Origin of the sequence: Primorskyibacter flagellatus (assembly GCF_900176485.1) — a bacterium.
Lineage (GTDB): Bacteria > Pseudomonadota > Alphaproteobacteria > Rhodobacterales > Rhodobacteraceae > Primorskyibacter > Primorskyibacter flagellatus.
On sequence record NZ_FWYD01000022.1, the window covers coordinates 1 to 19,820 of the forward strand.

The 19,820-nt window shown below is 54.4% G+C and carries 16 protein-coding genes, 1 tRNA gene and 1 pseudogene; 7 read left to right on the top strand and 11 right to left on the bottom strand.

From position 1 onward, the window contains the following. Positions 1-261 (top strand): hypothetical protein (locus B8991_RS21745; protein WP_218673250.1); only part of this gene is annotated, 261 nt, incomplete at its 5' end. Between the two features lie 27 nt (positions 262-288). Here the strand turns inward: B8991_RS21745 and B8991_RS17590 are convergent. The 7 genes from B8991_RS17590 to B8991_RS21240 all read right to left on the bottom strand — a co-directional run bounded on the left by B8991_RS17590 (position 289) and on the right by B8991_RS21240 (position 11,395). Next, on the bottom strand, positions 289-2,283 hold the full coding sequence (locus tag B8991_RS17590) for a hypothetical protein (protein ID WP_084354259.1): 1,995 nt from the start codon (positions 2,281-2,283) through the stop codon (positions 289-291). Then, positions 2,273-3,046 carry a Hachiman antiphage defense system protein HamA gene (locus tag B8991_RS17595; RefSeq protein WP_179141535.1) on the bottom strand — a complete coding sequence of 258 codons (774 nt, stop codon included), beginning with the start codon at positions 3,044-3,046 and terminating at the stop codon, positions 2,273-2,275. The genes B8991_RS17590 and B8991_RS17595 overlap by 11 nt, the downstream gene beginning before the upstream one ends. A 5-nt stretch (positions 3,047-3,051) precedes the next feature. Further along, positions 3,052-6,126 (bottom strand): type I restriction endonuclease subunit R, encoded by a 3,075-nt coding sequence (locus B8991_RS17600; RefSeq protein WP_084354262.1) that lies wholly within the window; start codon positions 6,124-6,126, stop codon positions 3,052-3,054. 8 nt (positions 6,127-6,134) lie between these two features. Further along, positions 6,135-7,373 carry a restriction endonuclease subunit S gene (locus B8991_RS17605; RefSeq protein WP_218673251.1) on the bottom strand — a complete coding sequence of 413 codons (1,239 nt, stop codon included), beginning with the start codon at positions 7,371-7,373 and terminating at the stop codon, positions 6,135-6,137. After that, complete coding sequence (locus B8991_RS17610) at positions 7,370-9,787, bottom strand: type I restriction-modification system subunit M (RefSeq protein WP_235866680.1); 2,418 nt, start codon at positions 9,785-9,787, stop codon at positions 7,370-7,372. The genes B8991_RS17605 and B8991_RS17610 overlap by 4 nt, the downstream gene beginning before the upstream one ends. 637 nt (positions 9,788-10,424) lie before the next feature. Beyond that, a complete protein-coding gene (locus tag B8991_RS17615; RefSeq protein ID WP_084354268.1) occupies positions 10,425-10,814 on the bottom strand; it encodes a hypothetical protein in 390 nt (129 codons plus the stop codon). Beyond that, positions 10,814-11,395, bottom strand: a complete 582-nt coding sequence (locus B8991_RS21240; protein ID WP_143514656.1) for a hypothetical protein — start codon at positions 11,393-11,395, stop codon at positions 10,814-10,816. Before B8991_RS21240 ends, B8991_RS17615 begins: the two co-directional genes overlap by 1 nt. Before the next feature lie 126 nt (positions 11,396-11,521). On the opposite strand from B8991_RS21240, the gene B8991_RS17620 reads away from it, so the two are divergent. Beyond that, the gene (locus tag B8991_RS17620) at positions 11,522-11,818 is read left to right on the top strand and encodes a hypothetical protein (protein WP_179141536.1); all 297 of its coding nucleotides are present in this window, start codon (positions 11,522-11,524) and stop codon (positions 11,816-11,818) included. A 17-nt stretch (positions 11,819-11,835) separates the two neighbouring features. Here the strand turns inward: B8991_RS17620 and B8991_RS17625 are convergent, their stop codons facing one another. Further along, positions 11,836-12,135 (bottom strand): hypothetical protein, encoded by a 300-nt coding sequence (locus B8991_RS17625; RefSeq protein ID WP_084354272.1) that lies wholly within the window; start codon positions 12,133-12,135, stop codon positions 11,836-11,838. Between B8991_RS17625 and B8991_RS17630 the strand changes: the two genes are divergently transcribed. The 4 genes and pseudogenes from B8991_RS17630 to B8991_RS17645 form a co-directional block, all read left to right on the top strand. Then, positions 12,134-12,646, top strand: a complete 513-nt coding sequence (locus B8991_RS17630) for a hypothetical protein (protein WP_084354274.1) — start codon at positions 12,134-12,136, stop codon at positions 12,644-12,646. The genes B8991_RS17625 and B8991_RS17630 overlap by 2 nt on opposite strands. A 165-nt stretch (positions 12,647-12,811) precedes the next feature. Then, on the top strand, positions 12,812-13,117 hold the full coding sequence (locus B8991_RS17635; RefSeq protein ID WP_084354276.1) for a hypothetical protein: 306 nt from the start codon (positions 12,812-12,814) through the stop codon (positions 13,115-13,117). A 102-nt stretch (positions 13,118-13,219) separates the two neighbouring features. Next, positions 13,220-13,540, top strand: a complete 321-nt coding sequence (locus B8991_RS17640) for a hypothetical protein (RefSeq protein WP_084354278.1) — start codon at positions 13,220-13,222, stop codon at positions 13,538-13,540. Continuing rightward, positions 13,537-14,568, top strand: a pseudogene (locus B8991_RS17645) (recombinase family protein); the annotation flags it as partial. The gene B8991_RS17640 and the pseudogene B8991_RS17645, both read left to right, overlap by 4 nt. Before the next feature lie 499 nt (positions 14,569-15,067). Here the strand turns inward: B8991_RS17645 and B8991_RS17650 are convergent. The 3 genes from B8991_RS17650 to B8991_RS17660 all read right to left on the bottom strand — a co-directional run bounded on the left by B8991_RS17650 (position 15,068) and on the right by B8991_RS17660 (position 16,283). Continuing rightward, positions 15,068-15,153, bottom strand: a tRNA-Leu gene (locus B8991_RS17650). Positions 15,154-15,227: 74 nt separating this feature from the next. Then, positions 15,228-15,773, bottom strand: coding sequence for a tetratricopeptide repeat protein (locus B8991_RS17655; protein ID WP_084354280.1), 546 nt, complete (start codon positions 15,771-15,773; stop codon positions 15,228-15,230). Between the two features lie 30 nt (positions 15,774-15,803). Continuing rightward, complete coding sequence (locus B8991_RS17660; protein WP_268876751.1) at positions 15,804-16,283, bottom strand: Lrp/AsnC family transcriptional regulator; 480 nt, start codon at positions 16,281-16,283, stop codon at positions 15,804-15,806. A 102-nt stretch (positions 16,284-16,385) separates the two neighbouring features. Here B8991_RS17660 and putA point away from each other — a divergent pair, with 102 nt between their 5' ends. Then, positions 16,386-19,808, top strand: a complete 3,423-nt coding sequence (putA, locus tag B8991_RS17665) for a bifunctional proline dehydrogenase/L-glutamate gamma-semialdehyde dehydrogenase PutA (RefSeq protein ID WP_084354282.1) — start codon at positions 16,386-16,388, stop codon at positions 19,806-19,808. Positions 19,809-19,820: the final 12 nt, after the last annotated feature.

Sequence of the window (19,820 nt, forward strand, 5' to 3'; positions counted from 1 at the left end):
CCATCGTCGTCTCCTTCTGAATACTCAGAACGAAACTCGCCGTTGGCTCAGTGCAACGGAACCGCAGAAATCAATGGGACGGGGACGGCGCATACGCTGCAAGCCCCGATCTTATGGAAGAAAAGTATCAGCCAATTATGGCTGGCCGATGATGCGCAAGGGATGGAAGCCGCATGGCCGAGATCGCCGCAGGCGGGCTCGGTTCACAACAGCCCGACTCGAAGAGTGCGCGAATACATCAAGTCACAAGTTCAGAGGTAGTTTCTGAGCATTATCTGTGAAGCAAAGTTAGGCAAACAGATCTGCCAATGGCTCTGGTCCAAAATATCGCAGAGCAATACTTCCGGAATTCGATGTGGTCTTGGCTATCAGTACACCGCGAGGCGTTCGAGCCAAAGTGTCATAAGCCTCACCAATAGCCTTCATTGATGGCGAAAATATCAACGTGCGCGCTCCACTTTTTATAACCCGAACAATCGATCCCTCCGGTAGCGCTTGTTCAGTATCAATCCAACTGACCGAAATAACAGCGTCTTGTCGTTTCCAAACGGACCGCTCGGGGGGGACAAATTCTGTGATGAACTCTAGCCAAAGGCCACGACTTTCCGGGGTAGGCCACCCGTCATCATTGTTAAGCTCTTGAACTAATTCAGAATCTAACCATTCTTTTAGATCATGCGAATTTAAGAAAGTGGCGTCGGTATCATGGACTACTTTGATTGCAGCTTGTCTTGAATTAAATCCAGCTTGCATCAGCGTCGCGGCACTTACATTCAATGTACCAGTTTCAATCGCAGGTACAGCAAGACCTACTTCGAAATCATCTATTGTAAACATTCCTTCCTCGCCAAAGGTATCGCCGTTGGCCTGTGCCCGAACCCGGATCGCGTCAATTCCCCAAGGTAACTTGTAGATGAGCCCATTCTCTACGAACCGCAGGATATTGGAGGTATTTTCGTTAGCCAGTTGTGAGAGGGGTTGACCCAGCAGCCAAGCACTCAAGACCTCTCGCCAGTTGTCTGGAAAAGGATCAGGTATAAAAGGTGAAATGTCGAAAATTGTTTCAGCCAAACCTACAATTGCAGAAACAGAGTTCTCTTGGTCACCGTTCAGTATGGCGGCATTGGCTGCAATAAGAAGGTCATTGGCATTTTTAGCCACCGCGTCAAGCCGCTGTCCCGTATGCAGTCCAACGCCAGCGAGAAAGTAGCCACGTCTCTGTGGTGCAGTAGTTTGCCCCCAGATGATGTTTGCACGCGCCTTCAAGGTTCCAGTTAAGAGGTGTTGGATATCCTCATTGTGGCGAAGAAGGCAACGTTGCCACAGAGATGATTGTAACACTTCATCTACAGAACGCTGTGCACCCTCAATTTGTGAAGGCCAAAGTTCAATTTCTGAACGTTTCCGGCGGATGAGTGAGGTGATAAAGAGTGAACGAAGCTCGACCCAAGAAGCACTGTCTTCGCCAATCACATCTGGCGGAAGCACTGCGTGAAAGCTGGAATTCCAAAGATCATCAAGCAAATGAATAGCTATCCGAAAGCACCACCACTGCGGTACCATGTTTAAGGTTGCCGCGCTCTCCAAACCCTTCGTAAGCTCACCGCGCGCATGTTCAACGAGTTCGGGTGCCCCTGTCTCCAGCGCGAGAATGTACGCTCCGAGACCACCGTAGAAGGCATCACAAAGGGCGCGATCTAAGGCATCAGAAAGTGGGTCAGAGTCCGCTTGAGCTTTGCTACCTTGTTCGGCTTGGGCGAGGTCGGCAATAATGGCTTCTTCCGACCCCATTCCTCCAAGACGCCACGTTAATATCTCGCCTTCAAGATCGTCCAAAGCACGGAGGATGAGCATCGCAAGTCCACGCTCCATGCGGGACAGGTTCAAATCCTCAGCGGTCATATGAAGCAAAGAGAAAGCACGTGCCGATAAACTCGCCAAGTGGAACGAAGACGCCGCAAGCAATCTGAAAAAACCTCTACGAGGGTCATCAGGATCACCTTTTGAAACGACAGCTTCAATAGCTTCACCAGCGTGTTCGAAAGCTGAGCGCATCAATGATTGATCGCCACCTTCTTCACGAAGCCGAATTCCGAGCAGCAGCAGAGAGTGACCATAGCTGAGCAGGTCGTAAGAGAGCGTTGAAATGAAATCAGGCGCGCCCTCAGGTAGAAGCCCGTCACGCCAAATCATGGCACGGGCTTGTCCGCGCGCCAACAACTTGCCCCTGTAGCCGGGTTCAACTGCACTGGAGACAAGATTCTGAATCTCCTCAAGATTCATCGTCGCCTCCAATTGCTTTAAAGATACTTCTTATGAAATCCTGGTGATAGGAAATTCTGAGGCCAATGCTAGATTGCGTAACCGGTCCAGCGTAATTTCCCAAGTCGGCACGTAATAATGCGTCCGGATCGTTGCCGCTGAACGTGAAGAGCATATGTTGCACTTGATTAGCTGATATGCCGTCCAGCAACTGAGCACGGCGCACTTGGTCTGACAGTTCGACGTCGCCAATTTCTTGAAGTCTATCGGCGATAAACGCGAGAGCATGAGGTGCCGGAAAACTGTTGTCACCATCCAGTGCGACTCTGGCCTTTGAGACAGTTTTTTCCGACAAGTCTTTCTGACTCTTTGCTTCAACCTTTAGAAATTTGATATTTTGGCCTTGATCGGCTGTACGTATGCCAATGACGTCATCGCCTTTCATCGGCCAGTTGCGGTGGTCACGCCACCAAAGCTTCTTGATTGGAGCCTCGAATTCAGTCTTCTCAGATATATATTCCGAAGCAAATATCTCACCGAGGTCGCCGGAACGTAAGTTTTGCTTGGCTGGAAATTTGGTTCTCAAGTATTTTGCGGCAGCCTCTTTCCCAAGCTTTTCAAGAATGTCCGCCACGTCCGCTGAGCGCGCGTAGTGATTGGGTACGACGGCGATCGTTTTGTCGTGTGCTACTTGATCCTGTCCGTCACGCAAGCTCAGAAGGTGCAAGGAGTTTCCATTGACATCGTGCTCTTCATCGTCGCTCCAGTCTTCAAATGATGCCATGCAGCTTACCCATTCTTTTCGTTGATGACTCGCTCCATGCTTTGTTGCCATGCCGCCTTAAAAGCAGGATCGCCAGCGAAGAGCTTATAGAGCTCTAATTCGTCTTTTCGACGCTTCAACATAACTTCGCGGAGCATTTTTTCGAAAGCTAGACCTCGGTTTTGAGGGTCGGGATTGTTCTCATACTTTGACTCGAAATCTGGATGCTCGCGGACGCTGTCTGCAATGTTTACGAATTTGACGCGCTGTTCTTCTGGTGTTGCACTCCAGCCCTGAAACCAGCGTTCATTAAAGCTGCTGATAATTTCATCAAGAGGGTCTTTTTCGATCTCTCCTTCGCGATAGCCCCGTGGGTTAGGGTTTTGTGGTTCGACCTCGGCCTCCGAAGCATCAAGGCCAATGTTGTGGCTCAGCTTGACTCGTTCTAGGCCGTAGGTTGAGAGATCGACGGCCTCAAGTAGCTCGTCAAGTGTATCCTGATTAGGGTCTTTGATAATGAGCTTTGGAACCAAGAATTTCAAAAGCCAGAATAGCTTCTCCCATTCGATGACCTCGAACGGCATAATAGAAGCCATTTGCCCGTAGATTTTTACGAACTGCTTCACCTTGATCTTGAAATCAATTTTCGCCGGATTTTCAAGTTCAAGTCCAGTGTTAAAGCGCGCAGCGACGGTGTCGATGATTGGGCTCAATTGCTGCGCGTCTTCACCATTGAAATAACGAGCGACGAAATCTTCAACTTCGTGCCATTCGTAAACGCCAACGTCATCCAGATTCGCCTTGAGTTCATGCAGGACATTTACGTCTGTAGCCCCAGACAGGCTGGTTGCGGTGTAGAACGGATCGAATGCGGTCTTTATATCTTCCACCGGATTGAAGAAATCGAGAACGAACAAGTCCTCTGTCCGTTTGCCCAACTTCGGCGCTGATCGGTTGAGACGAGAAAGCGCTTGCACGGCCAATACGCCCTGAAGCTTCTTGTCCACATACATTGCTGTCAATTTTGGTTGGTCGAAGCCGGTCAAGTATTTGTTTGCAACTATCAGAAGGCGGAACGTATCCTCGACGTTCTGGCCATTCAGCTTCATCGGCTTGCCGTCTTGGTCATAGCCATCAAAATAAAACCGCGTGTCAGACTCGGAGAAGCCGTTGATCCCCGATTCCGAGTATGAAATCCCGTCTACCGTCTTGTCACCGGAGAACGCGATAAGGGCCTTGAACGGCCATCCGCGTGCTTCAAGAAGCTTGGTAGCCGCCTTATAGTACCGTATCGCGGCTTCGATGTTTTGTGTGATGATCATGCCCTTCGCACGACCCCGCAACTTTTTGGCATTCACCACATTTGGGATGAAATGGTCGAGCATGATCTCGGCCTTAGTATCGATAGTATGCTGGCTCCGCTCCACGTACGCGCGCAGTTTCTTCTGCGCTTTCTTGGTGTCGAAGTCAGGGTTGTCTTGAATGGATTTTTGGATTTCGTAATAGCTTTTGTAAGTCGTGTAGTTGGCCAATACGTTGAGGATAAATCCTTCCTCGATGGCCTGCTTCATGCTGTAGAGATGGAATGGCTCGAAACTGCCATCAGCCTGTTTCTCTCCGAACTTCTCCAGCGTCGTGTTCTTGGGGGTGGCAGTGAAGGCTAGGTACGAGGCATTGCCGCGCATCTTGCGCGTTTGCATGGCCTTCAAAATTTTGTCCTGTGCGTCCTCGGTATCGGCATCTTCGCCGTCCGCACCCATTGCACGGTTCATGTTGTCATGGGCACTACCGCTCTGACCACTATGCGCTTCATCAATGATCACTGCAAAGCGCTTCTCGCTGAGGTCAGAAATTCCATCAATAATGAAGGGGAACTTCTGGATTGTCGTGATGATGATCTTCTTGCCGTTCTCCAAAGCGGTCTTCAGATCAGATGACTTAAAGGCTGGCGCGACGATGTTCTTCACTTCCGAGAAGTCGCGAATGTTATCGCGAAGCTGCTTGTCCAGCAGACGCCGATCCGTAACGACAATGACGGAATCAAAGAGCGGCTCATCTAGGCCGTGCCCGCCCGCCGCCTTCTTGGACTTCGGGTACGCCTCTATAAGTTGATAAGCGCTCCACGTAATCGAGTTTGATTTGCCCGAACCGGCTGAGTGTTGGATCAGGTAGCTGTGACCAACACCATGCGTGGCCGCGTGATCTAGTAACTTCCGAACCACATCAAGCTGTTGGTACCGAGGGAAAATCAGGGATTTCTTTGCGAGCGAATCACCGGCTTTGCCCTCCAGCAGGGCGAAGTGCTGGATGATCCCTGCAAGGCTTTCTTTAGCAAACACTTCTTCCCAAAGGTATGCAGTCTTGTGTCCGTTTGGGTTCGGCGGGTTTCCCTCGCCGTGGTTGTCCCCCTTGTTGAAAGGTAGAAAGTAAGTGGATTGTCCCGAAAGCTTGGTCGCCATAAAGACTTCATCAGTGTCCACGGCCATGTGAACAAGAGCGCGTCCGAACTGCAGCAAAGGCTGCGTCGCATCGCGGTCTTGACGGTATTGCTTCTGACCGTGATGTCGCGCGGTTTGTCCTGTCCAGGCGTTCTTCAGCTCTAAAGTGATCAGCGGCAAACCATTCAGGAAGAGGACCATATCGATCTCTTGCAAAGGGTTGGCCTGAGAGTAGCGCAGTTGCCGCGTCACACTGAATATGTTTGCTCCAAAGTTTTCATGCACCTTGGCGGAAGAACTGGCCAGCGGCGCGGGATACATCAGTACGAAGAAGGCATCATCGACCTGCAAACCCTTCTTCAGAAGGTGCAGCGCGCCGTTCTTTTTTATCATGCGGTCGAAGCGTTCGAGGATTTTCCGGTCCCAATCGGACGGATTACGGGTCTTTAATTTCTCAAGTTCCTTTCCTTGCGTCTCTTGTAGGAACTGCCAGAATAGCTTGGTATCAAGTGCGTACTCAGCATTGAAATCCAGCGGGTTGCCAATCCGATACTTGCCCGCACTCTCAGGCTGTGGCTGTCCAGCAAGCTCCTCACTCGTCCAGCCGGTCAGATGCTTCTGAATGGCCTGTTCGAGTGCGATTTCCTTGGTATTGCTGACCATGCTACCCCCTAAATGACTTTGATCTTGCCGGTGACGGCCGCGTTGATCAGGCTGGTTTTGTATTCCTTGAGCGCGGTGATCTGTGCTTCTTTGATCGCTATGCCATCTTCGATTTTCTGAGAACTCCATTTGATATGATCAACTATCTGATCCTGCTCTTCGAGCGGTGGAAATGGGATGGACAGGTTTGACACCTTTCCACCTGTGATCAGTGGCTGCGCATTGCTCTCGTTCAATCTGTTCAAATTTGCGGCTTGTAAAGCTTGCGCCAGAAACGGCGATGAGATGGCTCGGGATATTCTCAGGATCAATGCATTATCACTTACCCAGCGTTTGCCTTTCGCGAGACGAATATTGCCACAATAGGCACCGACGCGGCCGATCACGATGTAATCACCGTCCACGTTGAACTTGTCTGAGAAGCCCATGAGGCCGTTTCCGCCCCAAACTTCGTAAACGCCTTCGTCGGTAAGTTGGCTATTGGTCACGCCATCGCCGCTGCGGTTCCTACCAAAGTGTTTGACCTTCTTGATCTCCCAATGCGCGGGGATTTGGCTGATCCAGTCGATGCCGCTGTCCTTCATCGGGGCGGCGGGGTTCAGGCCGCGGGTGACGGCGTCCTGAATGATGATCTGCCGCCGCTCATGCAGCAGCGCGATCTGGCCTTCCTTGATCTTCGCCGCGTCGTCGATCTTGGCGCATTTGTCATCAAGGAACGCCGCGATGGCGCGCTGTTCTGGAAGTGGTGGGACCAAGAGCGGGATTTCCCTCATCCGTGCCTTGTTCAAATCCCACTGTCCAATGCGCACGCCATCTGATGCCGATCCGAAATATGAGACATACAGTTTGCTCCGGATCGCACGGTTAAAGAAATCTGGATCAATTTCCTTGGTGAAATCGAAAATGAAGTAGGCGGGGCTGACGATGCCGGTGTGTTGCGAAACGCCATATGATCCCTGCCAAGCCTTCATTTTGTTCATGCCGAACTGCCCAGCGCGCAACACCTTATAGCCGCTCAGGTCGTCAGGAATGAAGTTGTGGTTGCTTTCCTCGTCGTCGAGGTCGCGTTCAATAACCCCTAGTTCACGGGTGATGGAAAGAAGGGGAAGATCTGGCCGGTTCTTTTCCGAAACGGACCTCAGACTGGTTCCGAGCTTTTCAACACCCCAATGTGATGGAACGTTGCCCACCCAGTCGTAGCCTGATGGCTTGTAGCTTTCATGCGCAGGATAAGTGGCTTCCATCATTCGACCTCCGACAGCGCCGCTACCGGCACACCCAGAATATCTGAGATCAGCCCGTCCGCCTGCTGTTCCAGCGCCAGAATATCTGCCGTCACTTTATCCAAGCCGCGCAGGGGTTTGTGGCGGTAGAAGTACTTGTTGAAGCTGATCTCATACCCGATCTTGACCGTGTCGAGATTGATCCAGGCCTCTTCGACATGGGGCTTCACCTCGGCCCGGAAATAGCGGTGGATGCTGTCTTTCAGCGGCACAGACTCAGCATCACGCAGGTCGGTGTTGGGGGCGTAGGTCAGCCAGCTGCCATCCGCCTGCCGATAATAGCCGAAATCCGCCAGATCGCCCACCTCGCAGCTCAGATGCGCGGTCAGCTCGTCCAGGTCCTGTTCTGTCATTTTGGCCCGTTTGGCGATGACCTTTTCGGCGTCCTCGGCATACCAGCTGACGGCATTCAGGATCGCGTTCTTCTCGGTCGCCGACAGTTTGATCTTGCGTGCCTTCAGCACCTTGTTCACGCGGTCACAGAAGGCACTGTAATCGGCGGTTTCCTCGGTGCCTATGGCCTGCATCAGCGCGTTGCCGTGATTCAGCAATGCGCGCAGGCGTTTCCAGTTGGCGGTATCGATCAGCTTGGCGCGGGCCTTGGCGTTCAGTGTGATGCCTTGTTCTTCGCACCAGACCATGATCGGCTTGGCCTGCGCTTTCAGAAAGCCCGCTTCATAGACCGCCTCGCCATGGGTTTCCCACAGATGCTCCATCGGTTCGAGCAGGGTTTTGTCGAACCGCAGGGGGGCCAGCCGTTCAGCGCTGAACTGGGCGCGGCGGCGGTCGGGGCGTTCGATGGTTACTTTGTGATAGCCGAAATCGGTGTTGTCGAATATCCGCACGGCAATGCCGGTGGGATCGTCATTGGCATCCAGCGCCCGCTCGACCGGCTGGAAGGCGAGGTAGGCGGTGGTGATCGCCTCGATATGTTCAGGCGCGAATTCGCAGTTCTTGTCACCCAGGTTCTTGCGCAGCTTGCGGTACAGCAGGTTGGCATCGATCAACTGCACGCGGCCCTGCCTGTCGGCTGGTTTGGCGTTGGTCAGCAGCCAGATGTAGGTGGTGATGCCGGTGTTGTAGAACAGGTTGTTCGGCAGTTGTATGATGGTGTCGAGCATGTCGTTTTCGATGATGTGGCGGCGGATATTGGACTCGCCGCTGCCCGCGTCACCGGTGAACAGGCTGGAACCGTTGTGCACCGATGCAATGCGCGCGCCGACGGCGCTGTCCTTGGTGGATTTCATCTTGCCCACCATTTCCATGAGGAACAGCAACTGGCCGTCGCTGGAGCGTGGCGTGGCGTCTTTGGTTTCCTTAGTACCCCAGTAATCGGTTAGGTCGACCTTGAAGCGCGGGTCGATGACGTCATTGCCGTCCTTTATATATTTCAGTTCGCTGTTCCAACTTTTGCCGTAAGGCGGGTTGGACAACATGAAATCGAACCGGCTACCTGCAAATTCATCTGTTGAAAGCGTCGAGCCGACTTTGATGTTCTCGGGGTTGTTCCCCTTGATCATCATGTCCGATTTACAGATCGCGTAGGTCTCGTCGTTGATTTCCTTGCCGTAGAGATAAACATCGCCGGTGGCGCGGATCGCACCTTCAACATCTGTGATGTAGTTTTGAGATTCTGTCAGCATGCCGCCACTGCCGCATGCTGGATCGTAGATCGTCATGACCGGCGGCAAGCGGTCTTTGATTGAATCGAAAATGAGGTGAGTCATGAGGTGGATCACCTCACGCGGCGTGAAGTGCTCTCCAGCTTCCTCGTTGTTTTCTTCATTGAACTTGCGGATCAGTTCCTCGAAAACGTAACCCATCCCAAGGTTAGAGAGACCAGGCAATTGATTGCCGTCGGGGTCTTCGCGGTCATAGGGCGTCAGGTTGATTTTTGGAGAAACAAATTTCTCAAGCACGTCCAGCAGCACGTCCTTGCTGGCCATGTGGCGCATCTGATCACGAAGTTTAAATCGTTCAACAATTTCTTTGACGTTGTCGCTGAAGCCGCCGAGATATTCTTCGACATTCGCAAGAAGAATTTGCTGGTTGTTTGTTGCGGTACTTTGAAGCTTTTGAAGTGTCCACTTACTCGTGTTGTAGAATACATATCCGGAGGCGGATTTAAGTGGCTCGTTGTCCAACTCAACCGAGTGCATCTCGCCGCGCTGGAATTCGACCTCTTCCAAGACGGCTTCTTTGGTGGGTTCCAACAGCGTATCAAGACGACGAAGCACCACCATAGGCAAGATTACGTCGCGATATTTGCCGCGTACGTAAACGTCGCGAAGGCAGTCGTCGGCAATTGACCAGATAAAGGAGACGAGTTTGTTGTGGGCTGCTAGATTCATTTTACTCTCAGTATCGATCTTGTTCATGGCGAAATTTTAGGCGAGTAACAGCATGTGCCATGTTGCCGCTGCAGGAGATTTCACCCTCAAAACCAGAGCTTAGCATAGTAGGTGACTGAAGCCAGTCGCTATCCGGAAGTTATCCACAACAGTTGACCTATTCCCGATTCTGAAGTGCCGATTGTGAATGCGGATTGGGTCTTAACACCCAAGGTCGATGGGAAGGTACCGAGGAAGGGCAGCGCGAAAGCTCCTTTGCTTGGTCTCGATGAAGTTGGCACCATGAAATGGTCTGGGGTCTTGGGGGCAGGAACGCCCTCCAAGTCGATGGGGTGCAGGGGAGAAACGAAGTCTCCTTGCGAGTGGGTTTCAAGGGGCGGCGATACGCCCTTTGATCCATGGTTCGGTGGAGGTGGAGAGGGACGTCTCCAAGCCCTGCGAGTGTTTGACCGGTGATACGGTCTGCTGGCTCTGAATGGGTTCAACGCCCAGAAAGAGCCAATGCCGGGGGGATGCAACGGGGGCGCGCAGCGGGCCCCTTGCCAAGAGGGTGTTGTAGTACAACACACATCTTGCGGTCTGCACTAAGTCGGAAACGAAGAATGATCAATCAGCGATTCACTGGACCAAGACTGGGTCACGAACCATTGGATGAACCTAACAGCTATGGGAAAAATGGACTTGGTTCGTTGTCAGAATAATCGATGCTGTGATCCTGATCATCAAGCACTGCGTACATCGTCTCATGGAGTATTCCGTGTCCTCGGACATTGTTTGTTGCGGTGGCATGGTCAATAGCAACACGCATATTATCGTCTCGGAGCCACGGATTGAAGGATTCATGTTGCGAGGCTGCACCAAGAAATTCATTGCTGTGCCTACCTGCTGCCACGTGGACGGGTGTCATCATGAGAAACATTGCACTCTGCTCATCAAGCCTTTGGCCATCAGCAAGCGCAGCCAGAAGCTCCGCCACATCATTATTTTGCGCTGCATTGAATATATTTGGCGGATTGTTATCCTCTTTGGTTTTCACAATGGCATCAGTATTCATTAATATATGTATCCTTTGTAACCTTTTTCGAAAATTAATTCAAGAAAATCAGTTTTTCCCAAAGGACGCTGAAATGTTACAAAGTTTGCATGTTGGCTTGAACTGTTTAACGAAGAAGATTGAAATCTATTGTCTTGAAACTCATAGGAGTCTGATGGGGATACTAAGGTATTTGGAGGTTTAATTTCTATTCTTGTTCGTTGATCCTTAGTTCCTGACATTGTAATTAGAGAGTATTCGACTAATCCATCAGCTAAGCCGTTCAATATGCTTCCTCTGAATTGTGGGCGAAACAGCTTTGTCCAGCAGAAAATACTATCTGAACTCATCCCAAAGGCACTCGCTTCCTCTCCCCCATCCACAGACTTTTTCGGAATTGGAATAAGAAAACCTTCGTAAAAAAGCGTAGACGGAATGTCAGAAAGATTTGCGGCGTTGATATCATAGTTGCAGTAGGCGCAGGTTATTTTGAATAGGCCGGAAGTTTCAAAGTCGAAACGAAATATTGCTCTTCGAAAAGCCGAACTTTGAAAGCTCCGCGAGACAAGAAATCGACCAGACTCCGAAGTAACCTTTTCCAACAACCCTTCTTTGATGCGTCGTCTCTGATATATTTGCGAGAAAGTTTGGGCGTAGACCCGTTTTACTCAATCGCCGCGATGCAAGAGGCATCGGAAGCATCAGCGCATCTGATAAAGCAACGCCGGATGCTCCGTAATCCTGATGAGGTCATGCGCACGCCTAGAGACCTAATGTACCTGTTTTCCGACGACCTGCCTGGACCTCTTTGCGCGACGCGCATTCCCTATTGGGAGCAATCTTCGATGGCAGGTTCTTTCCATCCAAACCCTTATCATCCGCCGCTAGACAGCGTTTTTGTGCAGACCTTCTGGGGGATGCGCCGCCGCAAAGTCATTGTGGAACCTGTTGCCGAGCCCCTTGCCCACCTGCCGCAATATAAGAGCGGCCTCTGGTCCTACATTGAGGGATATCGCCCATGTTGACGAAAGGCTTCCAAAGATCAGGCATCGTCGACCGGCTTCCAAACTTCGCGGCCTTCGCAAAGGGCGGAAAAATCCAGTTGGTCACGATAGCTATCCTCGAAATCCTTCAAAAGCTCCCGGCCATGTTCCTGCATCCAGAGCATATGATCGAAGTATTTCGATGGCCCGCCCTTGACTGCCTCAAGAACGCTCACATCCAGCAAGAAATTATAAAATACGCGGTTGGATACGCCTGCCTCCTTCGCCCTTTCGCAAAGGGCCTCAATTTCACTTTTGCAAAAGCTGTGTAAATCAATCTCATCGGGGTTTTGTGTCATGTCTCTAAATTCTCCTAAAAATGGAATCGTACCCGAGTTTCAAAGCGGGACGCAAATTTCGCAAAGCGAGCTTCTGAAATTTCGAATTTCTCAAATACAGGACAAGGCTGCGCGGCAAACTCATGAACTGGCTTTCCTGGCCGCCGAGCAAAGGGTCAGTGAGTTGGACGGACGCTTGGTCCGTGCCGAAACTGGTTATATCAATCGTCATCTCGATCTTCGGCCCAGGTATCAGCCGACGCCTTATGGTAATCAGGACTCTTACGAGGATCGGGCCCAAGAACTCGGCAAAAGTTTTCGAGAGTCGCACGTCGCGAAATCACTACAGGAACGCATAGCCGCTGCGGAAGAGCGAACCTGGGACCGACGCATTAAGAGCGTTAATCAGCAACTAAAAATCGAGACCGACAAGCCGGTCAGTCGGGAGGCGTTTTTCAAGATGCGGGATACGCCAAAAGACAGTCCCAGCCTTTCGCCCACCTTCAGGAGGGCAACGGATCGATCAATATGAGCATGATCTAATCTACTGAAAGGAAATAAGTTTTTCTTGAAACTCACTATCTGAATCTGATATGTTCACTATTCGTTCTTGCTTGATAATGGCATGACTGCCAGCGAGCCGAACAGAACGCACATCTTTAGTTACTGAACCCCAAACCAAGGAAGGAGTGATTCCATGGACAGAGAAACTGTGCCCAATTCACCTATTGAAACCCTGCGCGATGGACGGCTGAAAGCCAGTTTGTGGCTGAATGAAAATGACAAAGGCAGCTACTACACGGTCAGCCTAGCTAAGGTCTATGAAGACCGTGACGGCAAGTTGAAGGAGACAAATTCCTTCTCTGCCGGAGAGTTGCTGCGCGTTGCAGAACTTGCCCGTGAGGCGCACGGAGAAATCCGTGAGCGAAACCGTGAGCATGCCATTGAACGGCGCGTTGAGAATCAGTCCACAAAACACGTTCCTGAACGTTTTCAAAGATGACGCAAGAACCGAAACGGTCGCCCAGCCTTGTGTGGGCGGCGTCCGTTTCTGAACGCAAAAAAGCAACGAGGGGAAAAAGAATAACCTAAGAAAGGACTTACTATGACCGAACATCCAAAAGACATCACAGCGCCATCATCTGGTGGTGAGCCGCCATCGCTGGAAGAACGCCTGCTTAAAAAATACGGCCACTATCTTGAAGGGGAGGACCTGAGCGCAGCGCAGCGCAAAGAATGCCTGCTTGCCCTTTGGCAGATCATGTACGCCTTTGCGGAGTTTGGTTTCTCTCTGAAAGCTGGGGAAAAGTTCACAGCGTCAAGTGACCACGGCATGGATGATGTGCTAGAATATCTCATCCTTGAAGATACAGCGCATGAAACAGTTGCACCCCCTGACCCCGAGCCAAGCAAGGAGCAACCATGAGCGAAAGTGCCATCAAACCAAACAGACACAAGCAGGCCGTTGTCTACGCCCGTGTGTCCAGCATCAAGCAAACCACTGAAGGCAATGGTCTCAGCTCGCAGGAAACGCGGTGCCGCGAATACGCGAAGTACAAGGGCTATGAGGTTATGGCTGTGTTCTCAGACGATATGTCTGGATCACATGCCTCCCGTCCGGGTATGAGCGATATGCTGTCATTTTTGCGCAAGCAGCGTAAAAATCCGCATGTCGTTATTATCGATGACATTTCCCGGCTTGCACGGGGACTAGAGGCGCATCTCAAACTTAGAACTGACATTGGCATTGCTGGCGGCATTCTTGAAAGCCCGTCAATCGAATTTGGTGAGGACTCGGACTCTATCCTTGTGGAGAACCTGCTGGCTTCGGTTGCCCAGCATCAACGTGAAAAGAACGGCGAGCAAACCCGCAATCGCATGCGGGCCAGAACGATGGGCGGCTATTGGTGCTTTTATCCACCTGTTGGCTATCGCTATGAGAAGGTTGCAGGTCATGGCAAGCTGCTGGTCAGAAATGAACCGCTCGCCTCTATCGTGAAGGAAGCCTTCGAAGGCTTTGCCTCGGGGCGCTTTGCATCGCAAGCTGAAGTGAAGAGGTTCCTTGAAGCTCAGCCCGCCTTTCCCAAATGTTTGCCAAACGGTGAGATCCGCGCGCAGCGCGTCGTAGAATATCTGAGCCGTCCAACCTATGCCGGATATATCGAGGTGAAGAAGTGGGGAATTACCCTGCGCAAAGGTCATCATGAGCCGCTGATCAGCCTTGAAACATGGAAGAAGGTGCAAGACCGCCTGCATGAAAAATCCAAGGCCCCGTTCAGAAAAGACATTGCAGAAGACTTCCCGCTGCGCGGCTTTGTGAACTGCGCTGATTGCGACAAGCCGATGACTTCCTGCTGGTCGAAAGGCTCACGCAAAACCTATCCGTACTATCTTTGCGATACGAAGGGCTGCGCTAGCTACCGCAAGTCATTGCGGCGCGCTGATATCGAAGACGGCTTCGTGGATATTCTCAAATCAATGCAACCAGCCCAGCCGTTACGTGATCTCGCACATGCCATGCTGAAGGATGCTTGGGAGATGCTTCAGGCTCGCTCTCATGGCGATGAACAGACGCTCAAGCGTGATCTCAAGGCGTTAGAGAAGCAGACGGACACATTGCTAGAGCGGATCGTGGATGCCAGCAACGACAAGGTCGTCATTGCCTATGAAAAGAAGATTGAGCAGTTGGAGCAGAAAAAACTGCTTCTGGCTGAAAAACTCGAAAATGTTGCCCCGCCTGCGGGACGGTTCGATGATATGTTCGAACACGCTTGGAGATTTCTCTCAAACCCTTGCAAAATATGGGATATTGGAAGCCTGACTCTCAAGAGAACGGTCCTGAGATTGGCCTTTGCAGACCCACTCACCTATGATCGGAATCAGGGTTATCGAACACCAAAAACGTCATTGCCGTTCAAGGCGTTAGGTGGATTTCACATCGACAAATGTGAAATGGTGCGGGCGGCCGGACTCGAACCGGCACGGGCTTTCGCCCCAAGCATTTTAAGTGCCATATGTCTACCATTCCATCACGCCCGCACAAAGCTGATGTTACGCTTTCCTAGCGGGGGCGCGCGGCGAAAACAATGCGGTTTGACGCAGTTCTTCTACGGTCAAAGCTCCTGGCCATCCGGTTCCGTCAAAAACTGGCGTTCAGCCAGCCACGGGTTCAACGACAGGGCCTGTCGCAACACGGTCTGCGCCTCGTCTTGACGTTTCAGCCCGATCAACGTCAGCGCCTTGCCCGCCAGAGCGGCGACGTGGTTTGGCGACCTGTTCAGCGCACGGTCCAGATCCTGCAAGGCGATCTCGTAATCCTGCCTGATGAAGTTGACGAACGCGCGTTGATTGTAGCCCTCGGCATAGTCAGGGCAGTAATCGATCAACCTGTCAAAATCCGCGCGCGCGCCAAGCAGGTCAAAGGCTCGGCGTTTGCGCAACCCGCTATCCAGGATTTCCTGTGCAGTCTCGTCAGGCGCATCAGCCCAAAGATCCCACATCTTGTTTGATGCCAGGCGTCCATCCATCTCCGTCGGCGCGGATTGCGCCTCGGCGATAAGCTGAGCCAGACGTTCTGAATGATCTGGTGCGGGCGGGCAGGACTGCGCCAGCGCAGACGTGGAGGTAAGAGCAAGGGCGGTCAGGCAGGCGCGTATCATCCGCCTATCGTGCGCGCGCACAGCCTTGCGTCAAGTCACATCGGCGAGATCGCCCTCTTTGACCGACTGCATCGCAACATAGGTCGAGGTCGAGGAGATATATGGCAACGGCGAGATTTTTTCGGCCAGAACGCGACGATAGGCAGGCATATCCTGAACCCGCACCTTCAGCAGGTAGTCGAAATTTCCCGCGATCAGATGCGCTTGCTCAATCTCGGGAATGCGGGCCACGGCGGCGTTGAACGCGGCGAGCGCGGCCTCTCGGGTATCTGTCAGGCGCACCTCGACGAAAGCGACGTGGTCAAGGCCCAGGCGGATCGGATCAAGTATGGCGCGGTAGCCAAGGATAAAACCCTCGGCCTCCAGCCTGCGCAGGCGGGCTTGCGTCGGGCTTTTCGACAGGCCAACCTTGCGTGCAAGATCCGTTACCGTGATGCGCCCATCGGCCGCCATTGCCGCCAGAATCGCCCGGTCAAACCCGTCCAGGCCCGAGAAGTCATTCTGAGCCAATTTCCTCTCCAAATTCAGCACAACCGGACGGTCGCAGACAGATTTACAGTCAGATCGCCTAGCGCCACCGCGATAGTGTAAGACAAAAGAACGGAGACCGCCATGCAAAACCTGTTTGACCTGCGTCAGGCCATTGATGCCGCCACCTATACCGATAGCCTTGCCGCATTGCGGGATGGCGGTGCCGACAGGGCGTTTTCGCCGGAACAGCGCGCGCGCATCAGCACCAGCGCCGCCACGCTGGTCACCAAGATCCGGGGCCATGCCCGCCCCGGATTGATGGAGGCGTTCCTTGCCGAATACGGGTTGTCCACCGATGAAGGCATTGCGCTGATGTGTCTGGCCGAAGCGCTGTTGCGCGTGCCGGACGCGGCCACGATCGACGCGCTGATCGAAGACAAGATCGCGCCATCGGATTGGTCCAAACATGCGGGACATTCCACCTCTCCGCTGGTCAATGCCTCGACATGGGCCTTGATGCTGACCGGCCGGGTGCTGCGCGACCGTCAGCCCGGCCCCGCCGCGCATCTGCGCGGCGCGATCAAACGTCTGGGCGAACCGGTGATCCGCACCGCCGTGGGCCGCGCGATGAAGGAAATGGGCGCGCAATTCGTGCTGGGTGAAAGCATCTCCAGCGCCATGATCCGCGCCGCGAAGATGGAAGCCAAGGGCTACACCTACAGCTACGACATGCTGGGTGAGGCCGCGCGCACCGAAGGCGACGCGCGCCGGTATCACCTGTCCTACAGCCGCGCCATTGCTGCGATTTCCGAAGCCGCGAACGCCAAAGACATCCGTGACAACCCCGGCATTTCCGTCAAGCTGTCCGCGCTGTTTCCACGCTATGAAGAGGCACAGCGCGACGCTGTGATGACCTATCTGGTGCCGCGACTGCGCACGCTGGCAGGTTTGGCGCGCACCGCCAATATCGGGCTGAACATCGACGCCGAAGAGGCCGACCGGCTGTCCCTGTCCCTCGATGTGATCGAGCGCGTTCTGGAAGATCCCTCGCTTGAAGGCTGGGACGGGTTTGGCGTCGTGGTGCAGGCCTACGGGCATCGCGCGGGGCCGGTGCTGGATTGGCTCTATGCGCTGGCCGACCGGCTGGACCGGCGCATCATGGTGCGGTTGGTCAAGGGCGCCTATTGGGACACCGAGATCAAGATCGCGCAGGTCGCCGGTCTGGGTGCCTATCCGGTCCATACGACCAAGGCGGCGACGGATGTGAACTATATCCTGAATGCGCAGAAATTGCTTGGCATGACCGACCGGATCTACCCGCAATTCGCCACGCATAACGCCCATACCGTCGCTGCCGTGCTGGACATGGCGACCGACAAAAAGGCGTTCGAGTTTCAGCGCCTGCACGGCATGGGCGAGGCACTGCACGAGATTGTGCATGAACGCGAAGGCACGCGCTGCCGGATCTACGCCCCCGTTGGCGCGCATCGCGATCTGCTGGCCTATCTGGTGCGCCGCTTGCTGGAAAACGGCGCGAACAGTTCTTTCGTAAATCAGATCGTGGATGACGAAGTGCCCCCCCAAGAGGTCGCCCGCGATCCGTTCGAGGCTTTTGGCACGCGCTCCACCCTGCCGAAAGGCACTGACCTGTTTCTGCCGGAGCGGCGCAATTCATGTGGCTGGGATCTGGCGCATCGACCGACCCTGGCGGCGGTGGAACAGGCGCGCACCGCCTTTGTGCAAGCCGAATGGACGGCGGCACCGGTGCTGGCCACAGACGCCCCTGTTGCCACGCCCCGCAAAGTCACCAACCCCGCCAACCCCGAAGAAACCGTGGGCGAGGTCACTTTTGCGACGCCGGAAACCGTTTCTACCGCCGTGACGGCGGCCCAGCCTTGGGACACTGACCCGACACAGCGTCGTCGCGTGCTGGAAGCTGCCGCCGACCTCTACGAGACGCATTATGGCGAGATCTTCGCATTGCTCGCCCGCGAGGCCGGGAAATCGCTGCCAGATGCCGTGGCCGAGTTGCGCGAGGCGGTGGATTTCCTGCGATACTATGCGGCGCGCGCCGATGCAGAGCCCCCGCGAGGGGTTTTCGCCTGCATCTCTCCCTGGAACTTCCCGCTGGCCATCTTCACCGGGCAGATCTCCGCCGCGCTGGCGGCTGGAAACGCGGTGCTGGCGAAACCGGCCGAGCAAACCTCGCTGATCGCTGCCCGCGCCGTTGCCCTGCTGCATGAGGCCGGTGTCCCGCAAAGCGCGTTGCAACTGCTGCCGGGCGAGGGCGATGTGGGCGCGGCGCTGACCTCCGATCCCGGCATTGACGGAGTGGCCTTCACCGGGTCGACCCAGACAGCCCAGCTGATCCACCGCGCGATGGCCGAAAACCTGGCCCCCGGCGCGCCGCTGATTGCGGAAACCGGCGGTCTGAACGCGATGATCGTCGACAGCACCGCCCTGCCCGAACAGGCCGTGGATGCCATCGTCGAAAGCGCGTTCCAATCCGCAGGCCAGCGCTGTTCCGCGCTGCGCTGCCTTTATGTGCAGGAAGACATCGCCGACGGCTTTACCGAAATGCTGACCGGCGCGATGGATGCGCTGAAGCTTGGCGCGCCGTGGAACCTGTCCACGGATGTTGGTCCGGTCATCGACGAGGAGGCCCGGCAAGGCATCGCCGACTATATCGAGGCCGCCCGCGCCGACGGCCGCGTCGTCAAGGAACTCCCGATCCCCGGTCGCGGTCATTTCGTCCCGCCCGTCCTGATCCGCGTGAACAGCATTGCCGACATGGATCGCGAAATTTTCGGCCCGGTCCTGCATATCGCCACCTTCAAATCGCGTGATCTGGACAAGGTGATCGATACGATCAACGCCACCGGCTACGGGCTGACCTTCGGGCTGCAAACCCGGATCGACGACCGCGTGCAGCATGTGACCGACCGCATTCATGCGGGCAACGTCTATGTCAATCGCAACCAGATCGGTGCCATTGTCGGCAGCCAGCCCTTTGGCGGTGAAGGCATGTCCGGCACCGGCCCGAAGGCAGGCGGGCCGCATTACCTGCCGCGCTTCCAGAGCCGGACGGTCGATGCCGTGACCGGCGAATGGGACAAGCCCGCCGACGCAGACAAGGTGCAGCGCCAGATCGACGCCACACCGATCCCGAAAGAGCGCCGCGACAGCAGCCTGCCCGGCCCGACAGGAGAGCTGAACCGCCTGTCCAGCCACGCCCGGCCCCCGGTGCTGTGCCTTGGTCCCGGCAAAAGTGCCGCAGATGCCCAAGCCGCGCTGGTCCGCGCGGGCGGCGGGGTTGCCGTGACACCTCCGGGCCTGCTGAACCCGGACGCACTGACGGCGCTGACCGGCCATTCCGGCGCGATCTGGTGGGGAGACGACACGCAGGCCCGCGCCTATCGCCATGCGCTTGCTGCAAGCGATGGCCCGATCCTGCCGCTGATCACCGATGCGCCGGACGGCGCCCATTTGCGGCACGAACGTCACCTGTGTGTCGATACCACTGCTGCGGGCGGGAATACGGCCCTTCTTGCCGGGACCTCTTGACCTGATCCGAAC